This window comes from Nonomuraea insulae, assembly GCF_042656245.1.
Genome location: NZ_JBHSPA010000065.1, coordinates 14,745 through 33,136, shown reverse-complemented (window position 1 = coordinate 33,136; position 18,392 = coordinate 14,745). Strand labels below are relative to the sequence as shown.

Below are 18,392 nucleotides of genomic sequence, written 5' to 3'. Positions count from 1 at the left end.
GTGGCGGGCAGGTCCCCACGGGGCTCCTCCCGGGCGCATGAGACGCGGGAGGCGATCGTCGACGCCGCCGAGCGCCTGTTCGCCGAGCACGGGGTCGGTGACGTCTCCAACCGGCAGATCGGCCAGGCGGCCGGGCAGGCGAACAACTTCGCCGTCGGCTACCACTTCGGCGCCAAGGCCGATCTCGTCCGCGCGATCGTCCGCCGCTACACGACGGAGACGGAGGGCCGCCGCCTGCGGATGCTGGACGAGATGACCGACTCCGGCGACCTGCGAGCCTGGGTCTCCTGCCTGGTACGCCCGGCCACCGGCCACCTCGACGCGCTGGGCGTGCCGAGCTGGCGGGCCCGCTGCCTGGCGCAGTTCAACACCGTGCCCGCCCTGCGCCAGATCATCGTCGACGAGTCCGTGGCGACGCCCTCGATGCGGCGCACGCTGGACGGCATGTTCCGGCTGCTGCCCGGCCTGCCGCCGGAGGTGCACGCCGGGCGCGGCGACATGAGCCGCCTGCTGGTGGTGCACACCCTGGCCGAACGTGAGCGCGCCCTGCACGAAGGCGGCCCCACGCCCCGTACGACCTGGGAGGCCACCGCACTCGGCCTCATCGACGCCCTCGCCGGCCTCTGGCTGGCCCCTGTCACCACGAGCACGGTCACCACGAGAACGGACCCCCCAGCATGCGTGGACTGAAGGACAAGACCATCGTCGTGGCCGGCGGCGCCACCGGAATCGGCGCCGCCACCGCGGAACGGCTGGCAGAGGAGGGTGCCCGCGTCCTGGTCGGCGACCTGAACCTGGGCGGCGCCGAGGCCACCACCGCGCGGATCGCCGCCGCCGGCGGCACCGCCGTGCCGACCGCGTTCGACCTGGCCGACGAGGGGTCGGTGCGGGCCCTGTTCGAGCGGGCGGTGGGCGAGTTCGGCGGCGTGGACGGGCTGTTCAACGTGGGCGCCGACCTGTCGCCTGGCACGATCGGCCGCGACGGCGACCTGCTGGAGATGGACGCGGCGATCTGGCGGCGCACGTTCGAGGTCAACCTCATCGGGTACGCCCACACCTGCCGCGCCGCGATCCCCTTGCTGCTGGAGGGCGGCGGTGGCGCGATCGTCAACACCTCCTCGCTCGCCGCGTTCGTGGGCGAGCCGCTGCGCCCGGCCTACGCCGCGTCCAAGGCCGGAATCAACACGCTGACCAGGCATGTCGCCTCCCGCTGGGGCAAGGAGGGCATTCGCTGCAACGGCCTGTCCCCCGGCATGGTGCTCAGCGAGACCGGGCTGGCCACGATGAGCGAGGAGTTCAAGGCCACGGTGCTGGCCGGGATCCGCAGCGCCCGCCTGGGCAGACCGTCCGACCTGGCCTCCGCGGCGGCGTTCCTGCTGTCCGACGACGCCGAGTGGATCAACGGCCAGACGTGGTCGATCGACGGCGGCGGGGCTTTGCGGGACTGATCAACTCCAGGCCGTTTCCTGTGTAAATGCTGACAGGACTGACGTGCGGAAATGCCTGCTGAAAGGCTTACGGGTCACCTTGTTTCCCAGATAACTGTCCTAAAGTAGGACGCCATCTGATCCCGGCCGACCAGCGAGGAGATTCTGCGCGCATGTCCGTCACTCCTGTCGAAGCTGCTGCCGGTAAGACCGCCGGTGACGCCGGTGCGCGGCGGGTTCGCGGCAACGACTACCGAGTACTCGAGCCGCCGGAGACGTTCACGCCCGAGTTGCGGGTGAGCGTGATCGTTCCGGCCTATGGCGCGCAGGACAAGCTGGACCTGGTGTTGCAGGGGCTGGCGCGGCAGACGTACCCGGCGGAGCTGACGGAGATCATCGTCGTCGACAACGGCAGCTCGCCCCCGCTGCGGCTGCCCGAGGGCACGGCCGCCCGGCTGGTCCTGTGCGAACAGCCGGGCCGGGCCAGCGCCCGCAACGCCGGGCTGGCCGAGGCGAGCGGCGACGTCATCCACTGGCTCGACTCGGACGTGGTGCTCACGCCTGGCTCGGTCGAGGCGCACATGCGCTGGCACCACGCCGCGCCCTACCTGTCCGTGACCGGCTACATCCGCTTCACCTCGGCCGAGCTGCCCGAGGTCCTGCCGGAGGACCTGGAGGCGGCGTTCGAGCCGGCCGACCCGCACGCCTGGCTGGTCGGGCTGGTCGAGCGGACCGACGGTCTCACCAACAATCCGGTACGCCCGTTCAGCCTGCACGTCGGCGGGGCCACCTCGGTCAGCGCCCGTCTCGTCGAGGCCGCGGGGCCCATGGACGAGGAGCTGATCGTCGGGCAGGACACCGAGATGGGCTACCGGCTGGCGCAGGCGGGGGCGGTGTTCGTACCGGAGCCTAAGGCGCGCGCCTACCATCTCGGGCCGACCATGCGCATGCGCCACCAGAAGCGCATCGACCGGGTCAGCCACGCCTTCGTCGCCGACCGCATCCCCGCCTACCAGTGGTTGCGCACGCATCCTGACCGGCAGTGGAAGGTGCCCAACGTGACCGCCGTCGTGGACGGCACCGCCGGGTACGAGGCCGTCCGGGCCAGCGTGGACGCGCTGCTCGCCTCGACCGTCGTGGACCTGTCCGTCGTCCTGGTCGGCCCGTGGGACACCCTGGAGCGCGACCGCCGCGCGCCGCTCAAGGACCCGAACCTCGATCTGGTGCTGGTGCACGGGCACTACGAGCACGAGGGCCGGGTACGCCTGGCGACCGCGGAGGAGGTGCACCCGTCCGTCCCCTTCGTGCTGCGGCTGCCCGCCGGGTGGGTGCCCGGCGAGGACAGTCTGGCCAAACTGCTGAATCTGGCACGTTCCGAAGGGCTCGGGCTGATCGGGGTGCTGCTCGACGAGTCGCCGGGCGAGGTCGTCTCGGCCCGGCTCGAACGCGTGTCGTCCTTCGCCCGCGCCCGGATCGTCGCCCGGCCCGGCGAGCCGCTCGACGACGCCGTGGAGGACGTGTCGGGGGTGCGGTGGGTCGTCGGGGAGACTTACGACTTCGGCGCGGAGCCGGGTGAGCTGGTGGGGCGGCGGAGCGCGTACAAGGCCAGGCTGGAGGCCCAGGAGGAGGCGGCCCGGCTCGCCAAGGAGGCCGAGCGGCTGCGCGAGCAGGTCGCCAAGTGGCGGGATGAGGCGGCGAAGTGGCGCAAGAGCACCGTGGAGCTGCGCCGCGACGTCGGCACGCTCCGCCGCGAACTCCACAGCGCCCAGCGCGCCCAGCACGCGCAACGCGGCATGCGCGCCATCCTGGCCGGCCGCATGAAACGCGCCCTGGGCCGCAAACCCCCCACCTGACGGACTCGGGGCCGTCCTACTTCTCCCTCTGAGGACCTCAGCCCGCTACGGCGGTGCGGGACCGAGGTCCTCAGAGGGTGCTGGGCCTGAGGTCCTCAGGTAGTGCTGAACCTGAGGACCTCAGGGGCCGCGGGAAAAGGGTCCCATGGCGGATCAGCGCGCCTTCCGCCCAAGGTCCTGCGGGCGGCCGACCATGGAAGGATGTTGTCCGGGAACCGCCTGCCCGTCCTGAGCCTGGCGCTGGCCTCGGGCGCCGTGGACGCCTTCACCTTCCTCGCCCTGGGCCAGGTCTTCACCTCCAACATGACCGGCAACCTGGTGCTGCTCGGGGTGTCGGCGGGGCACGGACGCCTGGCCGACGCGCTGGACTCGCTGGTGGCGCTGATCGCCTTCACCTGCGGCCTGACCGCCGCCTTCCAGTTCATCGGCTCCGTGACGGGCTGGAGCGCCCGTACGCGGCTGACCGTGGGTGTGGAGCTGGTCCTGCTGGCGGGCCTGGCCGTCGGGTGGGGTCTGTCGGGGCCGCGGCACGTGCTGATCGCGACCGCCGCGCTCGCCATGGGCCTCCAGAGCGCGGTGACCCACCGGTTGCGCACGTTCGTCGGTTCGACGACGTTCATCACCGGCGCGCTGACCAGCTCCATCTTCCGTGTGCTCACCCCCGGCACCGGGCAGGCGCACATCTCCGGCCTGGCCGCCGTGCTGCTGGCCCTGGCGTTCGGCGCGGCCGCCTCGGCGTTGTGCGTGCGCCTGCTCCCCGCGGTGGCCCCCATGGTCGCGCTGCTCGCCGTGGCACTCGCCCTGCTCTCCAGCGCCTTCACCGACGAGCCCTGAGCCGACGAGCCCTGAGCCGCCGGCGTCCGCATCCGGACGTCACCCTCCAGTGAGGAGGCAGGAACCACGATGGAGAGGATGCTGCGCACATGGATGCCGAACGAGAACGACTAGCGCGGTCGGCCGCTCCGGACGCGCCATGGCGCCGGTGGGGTCCGTACCTCAGCGAACGGCAGTGGGGCACGGTCCGCGAGGACTACAGCGGCAACGGCGATGCCTGGAACTACTTCCCGCACGATCACGCCCGCTCCCGCGCCTACCACTGGGGTGAGGACGGCCTCGGCGGCGTCAGCGACGACAAGCAGCGGCTCTGTCTGTCGATGGCACTGTGGAACGGCCGCGACCCCATTCTGAAGGAGCGGCCGTTCGGGCTCACGAACGGCGAGGGCAACCACGGCGAGGACGTGAAGGAGTACTACTTCTACCTCGACAGCACCCCCACCCACTCCTACCTGAAATATCTCTACAAGTACCCTCAAGCCCCCTTCCCCTACGACGACCTGATCGCCACGAACGCGGCCAGGGACGAGCGCTCCTTCGAGTACGAGCTGCTCGACACCGGCGTCTTCGAGGACGACCGCTACTTCGACGTGTTCGCCGAGTACGCCAAGGCCGCCCCCGACGACCTGCTCATGCTCGTCACCGTCGCCAACCGGGGCCCGGAGGCGGCCACGATCCACGTCCTGCCGACGTTGTGGTTCCGCAACACCTGGTCGTGGGGCCAGGGCGCGGCCAAACCCGCGATGCGGGCCACGGAACCCGGGGTGATCCAGGCCGACCACGCCGGGCTGGGCACGTACCGGATGTACTGCGCGGCGGACGTCCCGCTGCTGTTCACCGAGAACGAGACCGACAACGAGCGCGTGTTCGGCGGCAGGAACGCCTCCCCCTTCGTGAAGGACGGCATCGACCGCCACGTCGTGCACGGCGAGGGCGGCGCGGTGAACCCGGACCGTACCGGGACCAAGGCCGCCGCCCACCACACGCTGACCGTTCCCGCGGGCGGGCAGGCGACCGTACGGGTCCGGCTCACCGCCTCCGACGTGCGGGACCCGCTGGGGCCCGGCTTCGACGAGGTGTTCGGCGCGCGGCGGGCCGAGGCGGACACCTTCTACGCCGGGCTCACCCCGCAGGGGGCGGGGCGGGACGAGGCGCTCGTGCTCCGGCAGGCGCTGTCCGGGCTGCTGTGGAGCAAGCAGTACTACTCCTTCGACGTCGAGTCGTGGCTGGCCGAGCACGGCGCCGACCCGTGGGTGCGCTCGGGGCAGCGCAACCACTCCTGGTACGACCTGACCGCCGACGACATATTGGTCATGCCGGATAAATGGGAGTATCCGTGGTTCGCCGCCTGGGACCTGGCCTTCCACGCGGTCGCGCTCGCCATGGTGGACCTCGACCTGGCCAAGCACCAGGTGGAGGTGCTGCTCGGCGACCGGTTCCTGCACGCCAACGGCCAGGTGCCGGCGTACGAGTGGGCCTTCGGCGACGTCAACCCGCCCGTGCAGGCGTGGGCGGCCCGCTTCATCAACAGCATGGACCGCCGCCTCGACGGGCAGAGCGACCTGGACTTCATCGAGCGGGTCTTCCAGAAGCTGCTGGTGAACTTCACCTGGTGGGTCAACCGCAAGGACCCCGACGGCCGCAACGTCTTCCAGGGCGGCTTCCTCGGCCTGGACAACATCGGCGTGTTCGACCGCAGCGCCACGCTCCCGACCGGCGGGACGCTGGACCAGGCCGACGGCACCGCGTGGATGGCGTTCTACACGCAGACGATGCTCCAGATGGCGGCCGAGCTGTCGGACCGGGCGCCCGCGTACGAGGATCTCGCGGTGCGCTTCGCCCAGCAGTTCCTGCGCATCTCCGCCTCGACCGACCGGATCGGCGAACTGAAGGAGGAGATGTGGGACGAGGCGGACGGGTTCTTCTACGACGTGCTGCGGCTGCCCGACGGCGAGGCCGTCCGGCTCAAGGTGCGCTCCATGGTCGGGCTGCTGCCGCTCTGCGCCACCACCGTCTTCACACCGCGCCCTGACGAGGGCGACGCCCACCTGTACAACCGGGTCAGGGAGTTCGCGCGCCGGCATCCGGACCTGGCCCAGGGCATGTCCGCCGCCGACCGGCCCGGGGTGGGCGGGCAGCGGATGTTGTCCCTGCTGGATGAGCGGAAACTGCGGCGGCTGCTGGCCCGCATGCTGGACGAGGAGGAGTTCCTCAGCCCGTACGGGATCCGGTCGTTGTCGCGCTACCACGCGGCGCATCCGTACGCGTTCTGGGTGGGAGGGCGCGAGTATCGCGTGTCGTACCTGCCCGCCGAGTCCGACAGCGGCATGTTCGGCGGCAACTCGAACTGGCGGGGGCCGGTGTGGTTCCCGATCAACGCGCTGATCGTCCGGGCGCTGCTGCACCTGTACGCCTTCTACGGCGACGACTTCACCGTCGAGTGCCCGACCGGCTCGGGCAACCAGCTGACCCTGTACGAGGTCAGCAAGGAGATCTCCGACCGCCTCGTCCGCCTCTTCCTGCGCGGCCCCGACGGCCGGCGGCCGGTGTACGGAGGGCAGGGCCGCTTCCAGCAGGATCCGCACTGGCGGGACCTGATCCAGTTCCACGAGTACTTCCACGGCGACAACGGCGCCGGTCTGGGCGCCGCGCACCAGACGGGATGGACCGCGCTCGTGGCCGTCCTCATGATCATGAACGGCCGGCTGTCGGCGGCCGACTTCCAGCCGGACCGCCTCGGCTGACCGGGTTGCTCACGCCCGCCCCGTCAAAGGGGGCGGGCGTCCCCCGGGAATCGACGAGAAAGGCGCGTGGAGTTTTTGAGCGACCGGAGACAGGACTTACGGACGACTGTTTCTGAGTTTCATTACAGTTCGTGATACATCCTCAGCAAATTGCCCGGAGACCCGCGCATCACCGGACCCCAGGAAATACCCTTATTACCAGGTGAGCGGGGGCATGGAGGGGCATATGCGCGTGGGTGGACAATACCCTGGCAGAAAATGGTGATACGTCCCATCTGTCAGGCTTGGGCGTTTCGTGAACGCCGCCGGGAACACACGCGGCCGGTTCACACGCCGATCATTCTCAGGCCGGCCGCCTTCGAGCCGAGCCGGAATTTCCGCGCCCGACTGGAACGTGCCAGCGCCTGCCACGACATCGGTGCCGCGGGCGCGCGCGCCGAACGGCACCCCGGCCGAGCCGACGACGGGGCCCCCGGGCCTTCCGCCCCCGCACTCGCGGACGGTGGCTCTCCGTCACTTCGGCGCCTGATCCCCTTAGGATCGCAATATGTCTTGCATCGAACTTGAATTTCGGACAAGCTAATTTTGACGGCCGTCACGTCCATAACGCCGACAGAAACTTCTCCGGGCCTCTCTCCGTTCAGCGGATAAGAAAAAACGGCATCTGTGAGGCAATGTGCGCGTCTTTTCATCCCTCCGGTCTCCGCTACTCGTCCTGACCGTGACCGCTGCCACGGCGCTTATCCCGACGGCCGCGCAGGCCGCGCCGGACTCCGACGTCAAGCCGGTCCGCGTGGTCATCCTGGTCGACGAGTCAGGCAGCCTGTCAGGGCAGGACGTCGCGCGTGAGCGGGCCGCCGCCCAGCTCATCGCGCTCAGCGAGTTGTCGCCGCAGTCGCAGGTGGCCGTGGTGGGCTTCGGCAGCTCCAACGCGCGCGGCCAGTCCGCCGTGGACATCGTGTGCCCGCTGACCGGGGTGGAGACGGCGCAGGACCGCGAGTCGCTGAGCCGCTGCGTCGACCGGTTGCGCCGGCGCGAGGCCGGCGACGGCAACGACACCGACCACGCCGCCGCGCTTGAGCAGGCGCTGGACATCATGAACGCGCCCGACGACCAGCAGCGCACGAAGATCGTGTTCCTGCTGACCGACGGCGTGCTCGACGTCGCGAACAGCCCGCAGTACGGCGCGGACGCCCAGTCGCGCAACCGCAACGCGCAGGCCCAGATCGGCAGCGGTCTCAAGGACGCCGAGCAGGCGCGGGTGCAGATCTGGCCGCTGGGGTTCGGCTCGGCCGACAAGACCAGCCTCGACGCCTTCGCCGCGGGCGGCTGGCGGGAGCCCTGCGGCGGCCAGAAGTCGGCCACGCCGCGCGCCAGGGTGGTCGCCACCTCCGCCGACGTGGAGCGCTCGCTGCTCGAAGCGTTCGCCTACGCCAGGTGCGCTGGCATCCAGCCGTCGGTGACCGACTCCCTCGAAGGGGGCGCGACCGTCGATCTGAACGTCACCATCCCGATCATCGCGACCGACGGCTCGATCGTGGTGGTCAAGCGCGACAAGCGCATCCAGGCCACCTACTTCGACCCCTCGGGCGCCCAGGTGCCCAAGCAGGGCGAGCAGAACGACTCGACGTTCCAGGTCGCGGGCGAGGCCGGGCCCGTGGAGTCGCTGCGCATCCGCAACCCGGTGCCCGGCGAATGGCGCATCCAGCTCAAGTCGCCGCCCGGCGTGGACCGCCAGGACGTCAGCGCGACCGTCGTCTGGCAGGGCGCCCTGCGGGCCTCGATCTCCCTGAGCAACCCCCGGCCGCGTCCCGGCGAGCAGGTGAACGTGCGACTGCGGCTGCAGACCAGGACGGGCGTGATCTCCGACCCGGCGGCGCTGGAGGGGCTGAGCTTCACCGCCCGGATGTCCGGCGACGGCTTCCAGGAGATCCCGATCGACCTGCGCGACACGGGCGACGGCCCGGACCGCGCGGAAGGCGACGGCGAATACTCCGGCCAGATCGCCATCCCGCCCACAGCCACCGGCGGCCTGTCCTTCCTGGGCAGGGTGACCGGGCCGGGTGTGGCCGGCGACGAGCGCCCGTACGAGACCCGCATCGCCGGGCCGGCCGACCGGCTCCGCGCCCAGGTGCAGCTCGAAGCGGCCACCAGCGGGCCGGGCGAGGAGATCTCCGGCACCGTCAGGGTGACCAACGACGGCGAGCCCGCGCAGCTCGGCCTGCGGCTGGTCGACGTGCCCGGCACCGTGAGCCTGTCGGCCCAGCAGCTCCAGGCGCCCGCGGGGGCCTCCGAGCACCCCTTCAAGCTCCGCGTGGGCGCCGACACGGCCGAGGGCCGGGTCGGCGGCACCGTGCAGGTGGTCGATCCGGCGGGGCAGGTGGTGGCCGAGCAGTTCGTGGACGTGGAGGTGGCGCTGCCGACGCCGCTGTGGCAGCGCGGGCTCCAGGCTCTGCTGATCCTCCTGCTCATCATCGCGGTGGCGCTTCCGTTCCTGCTGCTCAAGAGGCGCGCGCGGCGGCGGGCGGCCGACCCGAGCGAGCTGACGCTGCACCTGTTCGAGCAGCCGGGCGAGCCGTACATCAGCCGGCTGCAGGCGCCGCTCGGCGAGGGGCCCGAGTTCACCTTCGAGATCTCCGGCGGCCGTCTGGTGCGCACGTCCGGCACCGGCTACGCGGTGCGACGGGGTGGCCAGGGCGGGGGCGTCCTCATCCGTGATCCGTCCGGGCGGCAGCTCGACCCGCTCTTCCCCGGCCAGCCGATCGCCCTGCCGGGCGGCATGTTCCTCGGCGTGGACGACGGCAGGGCCAGGGGCTCGGCGCAACCCGTGTACGGCCCGGCGGATCCGTACCAGAGCAGGACGACTTCCCACAGACCGATGCCAGGCGACGACCTGTTGTGAGGGGCGCATGAGGATCTTCGACCCGATGATGTTCGTTGGGCTCGGCGGCACCGGCTGCCGGGTGGGGGTGGAGCTGGAACGCTGGCTGCGTGACGAGCTCTGCGGTCCGGACGGCATGGACCTGATCAGGAACTTCAGCTGGCAGAACTACCAGCCCTATGAGCTGCCCTCCTGCCTGCAGTTCGTCTACGTGGACCTCAACGAGGCCGAGCTGACCCGCACGCGCCGCCGGGTGGTGCCGACGGAGCGGGAGTTCCCGGCGGCGAGCAGGACGGCTCACCTGATCCACGACGTGGTGCCGAAGTTCGACTCCTACCCGGAGGTGGCCCGCAGCCTGCGGGCCACGCTGGACGACCACGTCAAGCACTGGCTGCCGCCGCGCGAGCAGGAGCCGCTGGTCGCGCCGCTGATGCGGGGCGCGGGCCAGTTGCCCACGGTGGCCAGGGCGGCGTTGTTCGAGCGGATGCGGCACGGCACCGGGCCGGTCGTGCAGGGCATCGACGACGCCATCGGGGCGATCAGCAACTCGGGCAGCGAGCTGGCCGCGCTGGGCGGCCGGTTGCGGCGCAGCTGCGACGTGTTCGTGGCCTTCTCGGTGGCGGGCGGCACCGGCAGCGGCATCTTCTACGACTACCTGCACCTGATCGGCGAGGCCTTCGCCCGCAACGGCATCAGGGCGCGCATCTATCCGCTGGTCGTCATGCCCTCCGCCTTCTCCGAGGGCAGGGGCGGCGGCCGGCGGGCCCGGCTGAACGCCGGCTCCAGCCTGCTCGACCTGTTCCGGCTGGTGGACGACCAGAACGCGCCGCACGCGGGCACGCAGGTGGACGAGCTGGGCATCGTCGGCGAGCTGGGCGTGCGTTACCCGGCCAAGGGCGAGGTACGGCTGGCCACCGGCACCGTGCAGACCGCGTTCCTGTTCACCATGCCGCCCGGCGTCGAGCGCGACGACCTGCACCGCTCGATCGCCTCCCTGATCGTCTCCCTGGCCGGGACCCAGCCGAGCACGGCGGGCGAGGCCGTCGGCGGCATGGAGGACCGCGGCGAGTCCTCCTTCGCCGACGACTTCATCAACCGGGCCGTGGAGCGGGAGGTGCCGGCCTCCTCCGGCATCGGCAACCGGGGCGTCTCGACGGCGTTCGTGTCCTCCATGACCGTGCCCGTGGAGGAGCTGGCCGACCTGATCAGCTCACGGCTGCTGGCCCGCGCGGTGACGCGCCTCGACGCCGCCCCGCCGGGCGCCGCCGAGAGCAACGTGGAAGAGATCCGGCGCATGTTCACCACCACCAACCTCGAACCGCTGAACACCCGCGAGCCGCTGCCGCTGCCGGAGGCCCGCACCGCCACCGGCGCGGCCGAGATCCAGAAGTCGCTGGCCAACCGGTTGCGGGAGATGGAGGACAACCTGGCCTCGCTGGAGCGGCGGCTCACCCGCAGCGTGCCGGTCATGGCCCAGGAGATGGACGTGCGTCGCGGGGCGCTCGAAGAGCTCGGCCACGTCGATCCGTTCCGGCTGCGGCGGGTGGTCGTCGGCCTGCCGGGCGACGTGCACGAGGTCGACCGGCTGGGGTTCGCGGGGCTGCTGGACAACCGCAGGGCGCAGCCGCGCAAGCCGTACGAGAACATGACCGAGGCTCCCCCGCAACCACGGCCGATGCGCGACCGGGTGTTCCGCAAGGTGCAGTGGTCCGATCCCGCGGTGCAGGGTTCGCTGGCCGACCAGGATGCCTGGTACCTGTGGCGCAGCCAGGGGCTCTGGCACAGGGCGTGGGCCGACCAGATGCCCCGCTGGGAGCCGCGCCGCAAGCAGCTCCTGCGCGAGGTGCGCGAGTTCACGCAGGCGTTCGTCGAGCACGCCGATTCCGACCCCGAGCGGTTCGCGCGCCGGGCGGGCGAACTGTACGAGACCCGCGTGGGCGTCTACCACCTGCTGCCGCCCACGGGCGCGGACGCCTTCTACGACGAGGTCGTGCGCCGCTTCGTGGACGTCCACGTCTCCCGGCAGCTCCTGCGCCCGACCGACGGGGAGGCCGGCGTGGTCAACGTGCTGATCGGGCCTGAAGGCTGGCGGCACGCCTACGACCTGGCCTGGCGGACCGGCAAGCCCGCCGAGGCGCTCAACTGGGTGCGCGAGCGGCTCAAGCTGGAGGTCAAGAAGCTCTTCAAGGACCAGGACGAGGCCGCCGCGCTGGGCGAGCAGCCGCTGCTGCCGGCACTGGCCGACATCCTCGCCCAGGCCGCGTCGGGCGGCGCCGACGACCCGCAGGTGCGGCAGTTCCAGCTCAAGCTGGCCGACCTGGTGCCGGGCGGCTTCACCCCCGACGGCACGGGCGACCTGAAGGTGCTGGTCTCCTATCCTGCGCCGGCCAAGGACCCGGACCTGGAGCGCTTCCTGAAGGACCGGATCGACCTGCCCGGGGCGCCCGACTTCCGCAACATCGACGCAGACTCGGTGACGGTCGTGCAGCTCCGCACCTCGATGAGCGTCACGCAGGTCAGGGAGCTGCGCGAGGTGCTGCACAGCTGGGCCGACGCGCTGCACGACGAACGACCGCAGGACCACCTGAAATGGCGGCAGCGGCTCGGCTACGACTTCGGCTACCTGGCCACGACGGAGGAGCACCGCGTACGCATCCTGCACCGGCTGCTCTGCCTGCTCTGGAACGGCAGGGTCAGTGTGGTGGAGGGCGATCCGGCCTCGCCGTCGCGGATCAGGATCGACGTGGCGGGCGGCTCGATGACGCTCCCCCTGACCGGGTACGGCAAGGCGTCCTCGTGGCCGAGCATGTTGCGGGCGTACGAGCAGTGGGTGATCGCCGGCGACGAGGAGTTCCGCAGCCTGGTCAGCGAGCAGCTCATGAACGCCACCCCGAACGGCCTGGCAGGCGGCCTGAGCGTGCCGGACCCGCTCTACCACCAGGTCACCGGCATGGCCGCGGACCAGCTCGGGCTGCTGGAGATCATGGTGCCCAAGTTGCCCTCCGGCGCCCGCAACCGGGCCGACCAGCTCGTCGCCTTCTGGGCGCACACCCTGCCCGCCGCCCTCGACCTGCCCTTCGAGCGGGTCTCCGAGGCGATCACCTACAACCTGCGCGACCTGGACGCGCTCGTCGGGGAGTGAGCATGGTCGTCGTGCTCGACCTGCGCAAGGGCGAGCTGGAGCGGCTCGGCTCGCGGGTCCTGGTGGTGGCCGACACCGAGCGCCTGGCCGCCGGGCAGCGGGTGCTCCAGGAGGTGTTCAGCTCGCGGCTGGTCAGGGCGGTGCTCGTCGTGGCGGTGGGGCCCGACGTGCGCCTGCCTCCGGCGCTGGACGGGGAGAGCCGCAGGGTGTTGTGGGTGGGCGACCCGTGCGGCATCCTCTGGGACGCCGACACCGGCGAGGCCGCGCACGGGCCGGGGGTGAGCTCGGAGGCCATCCTGATCGACCTGCTCACCCAGCCCGAGGTGTTCGACGAGGTGGTCAACAGCCTGGGCGACATCCCGTACGGCACCGCCTCGCCCGGCTGGCGCATCGTGGCCGGCCGGATCGACCCCGAGGTGCTCGCCCAGGCCTTCCGCGAGGTGGCCGAGCGGTTCCACGGGCCCGTCCCGCAGGACACGGCCTCGTTCAACTCGCCGCTGGCCACCGCGCTGCCGGTGCTCAGCGGCACCGTGGACCTGCCCGCCGACCTCCTCGACGCGCTCATCCCCGAGGGCCCGATGGACCGGCTCTACCGCCAGGCCGCCGCGCAGGTGGACCGGGCCGCCCGCGCCCTCGACGACCTGAGCTACTTCAGCCCCGCCCCCGCGCGGGCCGCGATCACCGACGAGGTGATCGCGGCGGGCCGGGCGCTGGCCGAGTTCCGCGACACCGTCGCGCGGCTCTTCTCCGACATCGACCACGCCGACGAGGCCGCCGCCGAGACGCTGGCCTTCCACGGCATCAGGTTCGCCACCCCGGCCGGCATGGGCTCGGCCGAGATCGTCGGCGAGCTGCGCGCCGACGTGGACGCGGCCCTGGCCGAGCGCAAGAGCCTGACGCGGCTGGTCTCGCGGCTGCGGCAGCTGGCCGACCACAGCGCGCCCATCGGCAGCGCGGCCTTCGTCGGCGACCTGCGGCGGATCTGCCCGGACGAGCTGCTCAACGCGCTGCACGCACCCGCCGACTTCCCCGCCAGGCTGGTCGACCGGTTCGTGTTCTGGCGGCGCTCGCGGGCGTGGTGGCGTGAGCAGCTCTCCCTCGGCGCGGCCAGGACCGCCCTCGACGAGCTGCGCTCGCGGCTCGAACGGGTCGCGGCCAGCGAGTGGACGCTCGGGCGGGCGCGTACGCACACCTCCGACGCGGCCCGCATGCTGGCCGCGGTGCTGAACGAGGTCTGCGGGCAGGTGTCCGGCACGCTGATGGACTGGAGCAGGGCCGAGGCGGGCCAGGCAGCCGCCGGCCCGGCGCTGGACGAGGAGGTCACCGTGCGGCTGCGCGACCGCGGCGGCCAGCTCCGCGAGGTGATCACCGGCGACCTGCTGGACGCGGTGAGCGGCTGGCTGGAGCCCGGCTGGACCTCCCTGGAGCACGGCGACTACCGGGACGCGCAGTCCGGGCTGGAACTCCGGGTGGACGAGACGCTCCGGCAGTACCGCTACCACCTGGTCCACCGGGGCGTGCAGGAGCGGCCCGACTTCGGCACCGGCGACGCGGGCCGCCAGCAGCTCGTGGACGCGGTGTGGCGGCAGTCCCAGCAGGTCGTGCGCGCGCTCAGCGCTCAGCCGGGCGGGCAGATGTTGCAGCTCTGCGGCGACCGCGACCTGGCGGCGTTGCTGCACCAGGCGTACGCGGTGCGCTTCGCCCCCAGGGCGGTACGCGGCCAGGGCAACCCGCCCGGCGTCGTGTGGACCCGGTCGGGCCAGTACGCCGGCACCCTGCGCCTGGTGCCGCTGCGGCCGGGCACGGTGGAGGAGAACTGGAGTGGGGATGGAACCTGAGCCGCTGAGCTTCAACACTCCCGACGGCGACCCGGTCACCTGGGAAGTGGAGGCGGAGCCGTGGCACGACCCCTTCGAGCGCCGGCTGACCCTCGTCGTCCAGGGCACCAAGCTCATCCAGCGGCGGGTGCCCCGCGCGGAGGGGCGTGAGCGCGAATACCTCTACGACCTGCTGGAGAACGAGGCCCGCATGGGCGCCAGGCTGCTCACCCGGTTGCGCCGCGCCTACCCCGCCGAGCTGCCCCGGCTGCTGGGCTACAGCCTGGACGCGGACGAGCCGTTCGTGCTGCTGTCCGATCACCGGGGCGAGCCGGTCACCCGCCACTTCGGGTCGCTGCTGATCGCCGAGCAGCGGGCCCTGCAGGCGAGCCTCTTCCGCGCCGTGCGCATCCTGTCGGCCTGCGGCATCGTGCACCGGCGCATCGAGCCGGCCACCGTTCGCTGGGACGGCGCCGTCGTGCAGCTCACCGACCTCAGCCACGCCACCCTGGCCGGCGATCGCCGGCTGCGGCTGGGCGAGCCGCCGTACGCCTCCCCCGCGCAGCGTTCCGGCACCGGCGTGGCCTCCACCTCCGACGACCTCTGGAGCGCGGGCATGGTGCTCTACCGCACGATCACCGGCCGCGAGATCGCCGACCTGCCCGACCTCGCCGCCGCCCCGGCGCTGCAGCCCATCCATGACGTCTTCTCCGGCGCGCCGCCGTCGGCGCCGGAGGTGCTGACCCGGCTGCGGGTGCCGGACCCGATGCAGTCCATCCCGCTCGAACAGGACCTCGGGCTGGAAGAGGGCCGCGCCGCCTTCGACCGGGCGCGCGAGGCCAGGCGCGAGGGCGTCGCCGCCACCGCTGAAGGGGAGACCGTCGTGCAGCCCGTGCCGCCGACGGAGCCCCGGCGGCCCTGGTGGGCGCGCTGGCTTCCGCTGGCCGTGCTGGTCGTCCTGCTCGTCGTCCTCTGGTTGGTGACCCGGTGATGCTCTGCCCGATCTGCCTGCACGAGTTCGACTGGAGCGAGGACGAGCTCTACGAACGCACCCCTGCCGGCCAGTACCAGCGGTTGTCCCTGGAGCACGTGACCGGGGCCCGCCGCGAGGACCTGCTGCGCGCCGCCCATGTGCGCTGCCCCGCCCCCGTGGCCAACCCGAGCCTGGAGCACCACCTGCCCTACACCTACGTACGGCATGGCCGTCCCCTGGTGATCGGCCTGGTCGGGGGGCCTGAGACGGGCAAGACGCACCTGCTGGCCTCCATGGTCGGCGCCATCGAGCAGGGCGGGCTGCGGCCGTACGGGCTGACCACCGACGCGGTGGACATCGAGCGGCACGCCGAGTACGTGGACACCTACGTCAACCGGCTGATCGTCGAGCGGGAGACCCTGTCGCGCACCGCCCATCGGGCCACCGCCGAGCCGGCCGACGCGTTCCTGGTCAACGACGGCACCCACACCACCGCGGTGGCCTTCTTCGACATCGCCGGCGAGCTGCTGCGCAGCAGCACGCACGAGGCGACCAGGTTCGTGCCGGCCGTCGGCGGGCTGCTCTTCGTGATCGACGCCGCTGCCAAGTCGGCCAGGATGGGCGACGACTCCTTCCGCGCCGTGCTCGACCGGCTGCCCAAGACCGGCGGCCGGCTGGACATCCCCGCCGCGATCGCCATCACCAAGAGCGACTCCGTCCGCTTCCAGGCCCCGGTCGACACCTGGTTGTACGCCGACCCCGACGGCCTCGACCCGGCGGCCGTCCTGGACGAGAGCCGCGACGCCTACGCCTACCTCTACCGGCGGGGCGCCCAGGCGTGGCTGAGCCCCTACGACAAGTGCCGCAAGTGCACCCTGCACTTCGTCTCGGCGACCGGCGCCGCCCCGGCGGAGGGGCGCTTCCCCCGTGGCGTCCGGCAGCGGCGCGTCCTGGCGCCGCTGATCTCGCTCTTCGCCATGACCGGCGTCCTGCGCGGCTTTCCTGAGGTGGGGATCTGATGGGACTTTACTCCCGCGTTGACTGGATCCAGTTCGAGTGGGACGAGCGGCGCACCCGGCTCGGCCCCGTGCGTTCCTCCCTGGAGGACACCGACACCCGTGGCTGGTACCACCAGCTCGGCCCCTGGCTCGATCCCGGTCCCGCGGCGGGGGTCAGCGTGTGCCGGCTCCTGCTGGAGGGGCGCGTGGTGGTGCTCGCGCGCACGCGTACGGGCGGGGCGGACAGCAGGCGGACCATTCACGTGCAGGCGTACCTGGGCGGCGCCGCCGCCCACCCCTCGGCGATGCCGAACGTGCGCCAGGCGCTCGCGCTGGCCCCCGGCTGGGCCTCCCAGTTGCCCGCCGACGAGGAGCCGCTCGACCTGGCCCGCCTGATCGACCCCTTCGCCCAGGCAGGCCCGGCGCTCGACCGGCAGGCGCGGGCGGGGGCGGCGGGCCTCGTGCCGATCGTCTCGGGGGCCCTGCGCGAATATCCCAAGCCTTTGTCGGTGGCCTCCCCCGGGGATGCGGTCGTGCAGCTCTGGGGGCTGGTGGACGTCCTGGACCTGGTACTGGGGGTCTATCCGGAGACGTTCTCCACCTACGAGAGCGACGACCTCAAGCAGGGGGCCGACGTCATCTTCCTGCAGGGGTGGCCGGGGCCGTCGTCGCAGGGCTCGCATCGGGCGCGGGTCGATCTGCGGGCGCCCGAGGTGGGCGACGCCTACGACGACATCGCGGCCATGGTCGTGGAGGCGTACGTACGGGGGCAGTTGCCTGGGCTGGTCAAGCGGCTGCGGCTCGGGGACGAGCCGGTGGAGGAGCGGGTCCGGCGGCTGGAGAGCGCCACGTACGACCCTCCGGCGCCCCGCCCCGCCACGCGGACCGAGGACCCTTGGGCGCCCCGTCCGCCGGCGCGTTCCCCGGCAGGCCGCGCCGCCACCTCGGACCGCACCCCTGCCTCGGACCGCGCCGCCAGCTCGGACCGCACATCCACATCCAACGCGGGCCGCGCCCCCGCCTCGGGCGGGCACGCGCCTGGTGGCGCGCCTTCCTTCCAGGCCCAGCCCGAGGCGCCGGAACCGCAGCCCCAGCCATCGCGACCGGCGGCCTCCCGATCCCAACCGCCGCGATCACCGGCGCCCGAACCGCAGGCCCAGCGGCCGGCGGCGGCCCAGCCGCAGTCCGCCACGGGTCAGGCGGCCCCCGCGCCGGCGTTCGCGGCGCGGGACGTCTTCGAGGACTTCCGTGCCGACCTGGCCGAGGCGGGCACCGCCAAGGAGGCCAGGGACATCCTCAAGGACGTCCGCGCCTGGGTGGCCACGCGCCAGCCGTCCGACACCCGTTCCCGGCTGCCGGCCCTGATCCCCGACCTGGAGCGGCTGCTGCCCGACAACCAGATCAACCCGATCCTGCGCGACCTGCTGGACCCGGACGCCCCGTCGGGCGGCAAGGACGGGGGCGGCTGGCTCGACCGCCGATGGCTGATCCTCGCCGCGCTGCTGTCCCTCGTGCTCGTTGTCCAGATCGTGACGTTGATCCTCCCCTGACCCCGCCGGCTCCGGCGGGCCGGCCGGTCGAACGTTTGTTTGTGATTTGGTCACCTTGCGTGACACGATCACGATTACGGTCACGAACCGTGTGTTGACAAAGAGTCAACCCGCCATTCGCGATGATTCTTCGCATCCGTACCTTGAAGTACATCTGCCCCATCGGCATAGTG

General features: G+C 72.0%; 11 protein-coding genes. All 11 read left to right on the top strand.

All coding sequences use genetic code 11. The features are described 5' to 3' along the window. The 11 genes from ACFPZ3_RS47405 to ACFPZ3_RS47355 all read left to right on the top strand — a co-directional run bounded on the left by ACFPZ3_RS47405 (position 1) and on the right by ACFPZ3_RS47355 (position 18,219). Positions 1–690: a TetR/AcrR family transcriptional regulator gene (locus ACFPZ3_RS47405; protein WP_379520995.1), complete on the top strand. Its 690-nt coding sequence runs from the start codon at positions 1–3 to the stop codon at positions 688–690. Then, a complete protein-coding gene (locus ACFPZ3_RS47400; protein ID WP_379520994.1) occupies positions 678–1,448 on the top strand; it encodes an SDR family NAD(P)-dependent oxidoreductase in 771 nt (256 codons plus the stop codon). The genes ACFPZ3_RS47405 and ACFPZ3_RS47400 overlap by 13 nt, the downstream gene beginning before the upstream one ends. Before the next feature lie 152 nt (positions 1,449–1,600). Then, positions 1,601–3,280: a glycosyltransferase gene (locus ACFPZ3_RS47395; RefSeq protein WP_379520993.1), complete on the top strand. Its 1,680-nt coding sequence runs from the start codon at positions 1,601–1,603 to the stop codon at positions 3,278–3,280. Positions 3,281–3,481: 201 nt separating this feature from the next. Next, positions 3,482–4,114, top strand: a complete 633-nt coding sequence (locus ACFPZ3_RS47390; protein WP_379520992.1) for a YoaK family protein — start codon at positions 3,482–3,484, stop codon at positions 4,112–4,114. Between the two features lie 89 nt (positions 4,115–4,203). Beyond that, positions 4,204–6,858: an MGH1-like glycoside hydrolase domain-containing protein gene (locus ACFPZ3_RS47385; RefSeq protein WP_379520991.1), complete on the top strand. Its 2,655-nt coding sequence runs from the start codon at positions 4,204–4,206 to the stop codon at positions 6,856–6,858. A 721-nt stretch (positions 6,859–7,579) separates the two neighbouring features. Further along, on the top strand, positions 7,580–9,760 hold the full coding sequence (locus ACFPZ3_RS47380; RefSeq protein WP_379520990.1) for a VWA domain-containing protein: 2,181 nt from the start codon (positions 7,580–7,582) through the stop codon (positions 9,758–9,760). Between the two features lie 7 nt (positions 9,761–9,767). After that, on the top strand, positions 9,768–12,881 hold the full coding sequence (locus tag ACFPZ3_RS47375) for a tubulin-like doman-containing protein (RefSeq protein ID WP_379520989.1): 3,114 nt from the start codon (positions 9,768–9,770) through the stop codon (positions 12,879–12,881). 2 nt (positions 12,882–12,883) lie between these two features. After that, positions 12,884–14,719, top strand: coding sequence for a hypothetical protein (locus tag ACFPZ3_RS47370; protein ID WP_379520988.1), 1,836 nt, complete (start codon positions 12,884–12,886; stop codon positions 14,717–14,719). Next, complete coding sequence (locus ACFPZ3_RS47365; RefSeq protein ID WP_379520987.1) at positions 14,709–15,689, top strand: protein kinase family protein; 981 nt, start codon at positions 14,709–14,711, stop codon at positions 15,687–15,689. Before ACFPZ3_RS47370 ends, ACFPZ3_RS47365 begins: the two co-directional genes overlap by 11 nt. Then, positions 15,689–16,690, top strand: coding sequence for a hypothetical protein (locus ACFPZ3_RS47360; protein ID WP_379520986.1), 1,002 nt, complete (start codon positions 15,689–15,691; stop codon positions 16,688–16,690). The genes ACFPZ3_RS47365 and ACFPZ3_RS47360 overlap by 1 nt, the downstream gene beginning before the upstream one ends. After that, complete coding sequence (locus ACFPZ3_RS47355; protein WP_379520985.1) at positions 16,690–18,219, top strand: hypothetical protein; 1,530 nt, start codon at positions 16,690–16,692, stop codon at positions 18,217–18,219. The genes ACFPZ3_RS47360 and ACFPZ3_RS47355 overlap by 1 nt, the downstream gene beginning before the upstream one ends. Positions 18,220–18,392: the final 173 nt, after the last annotated feature.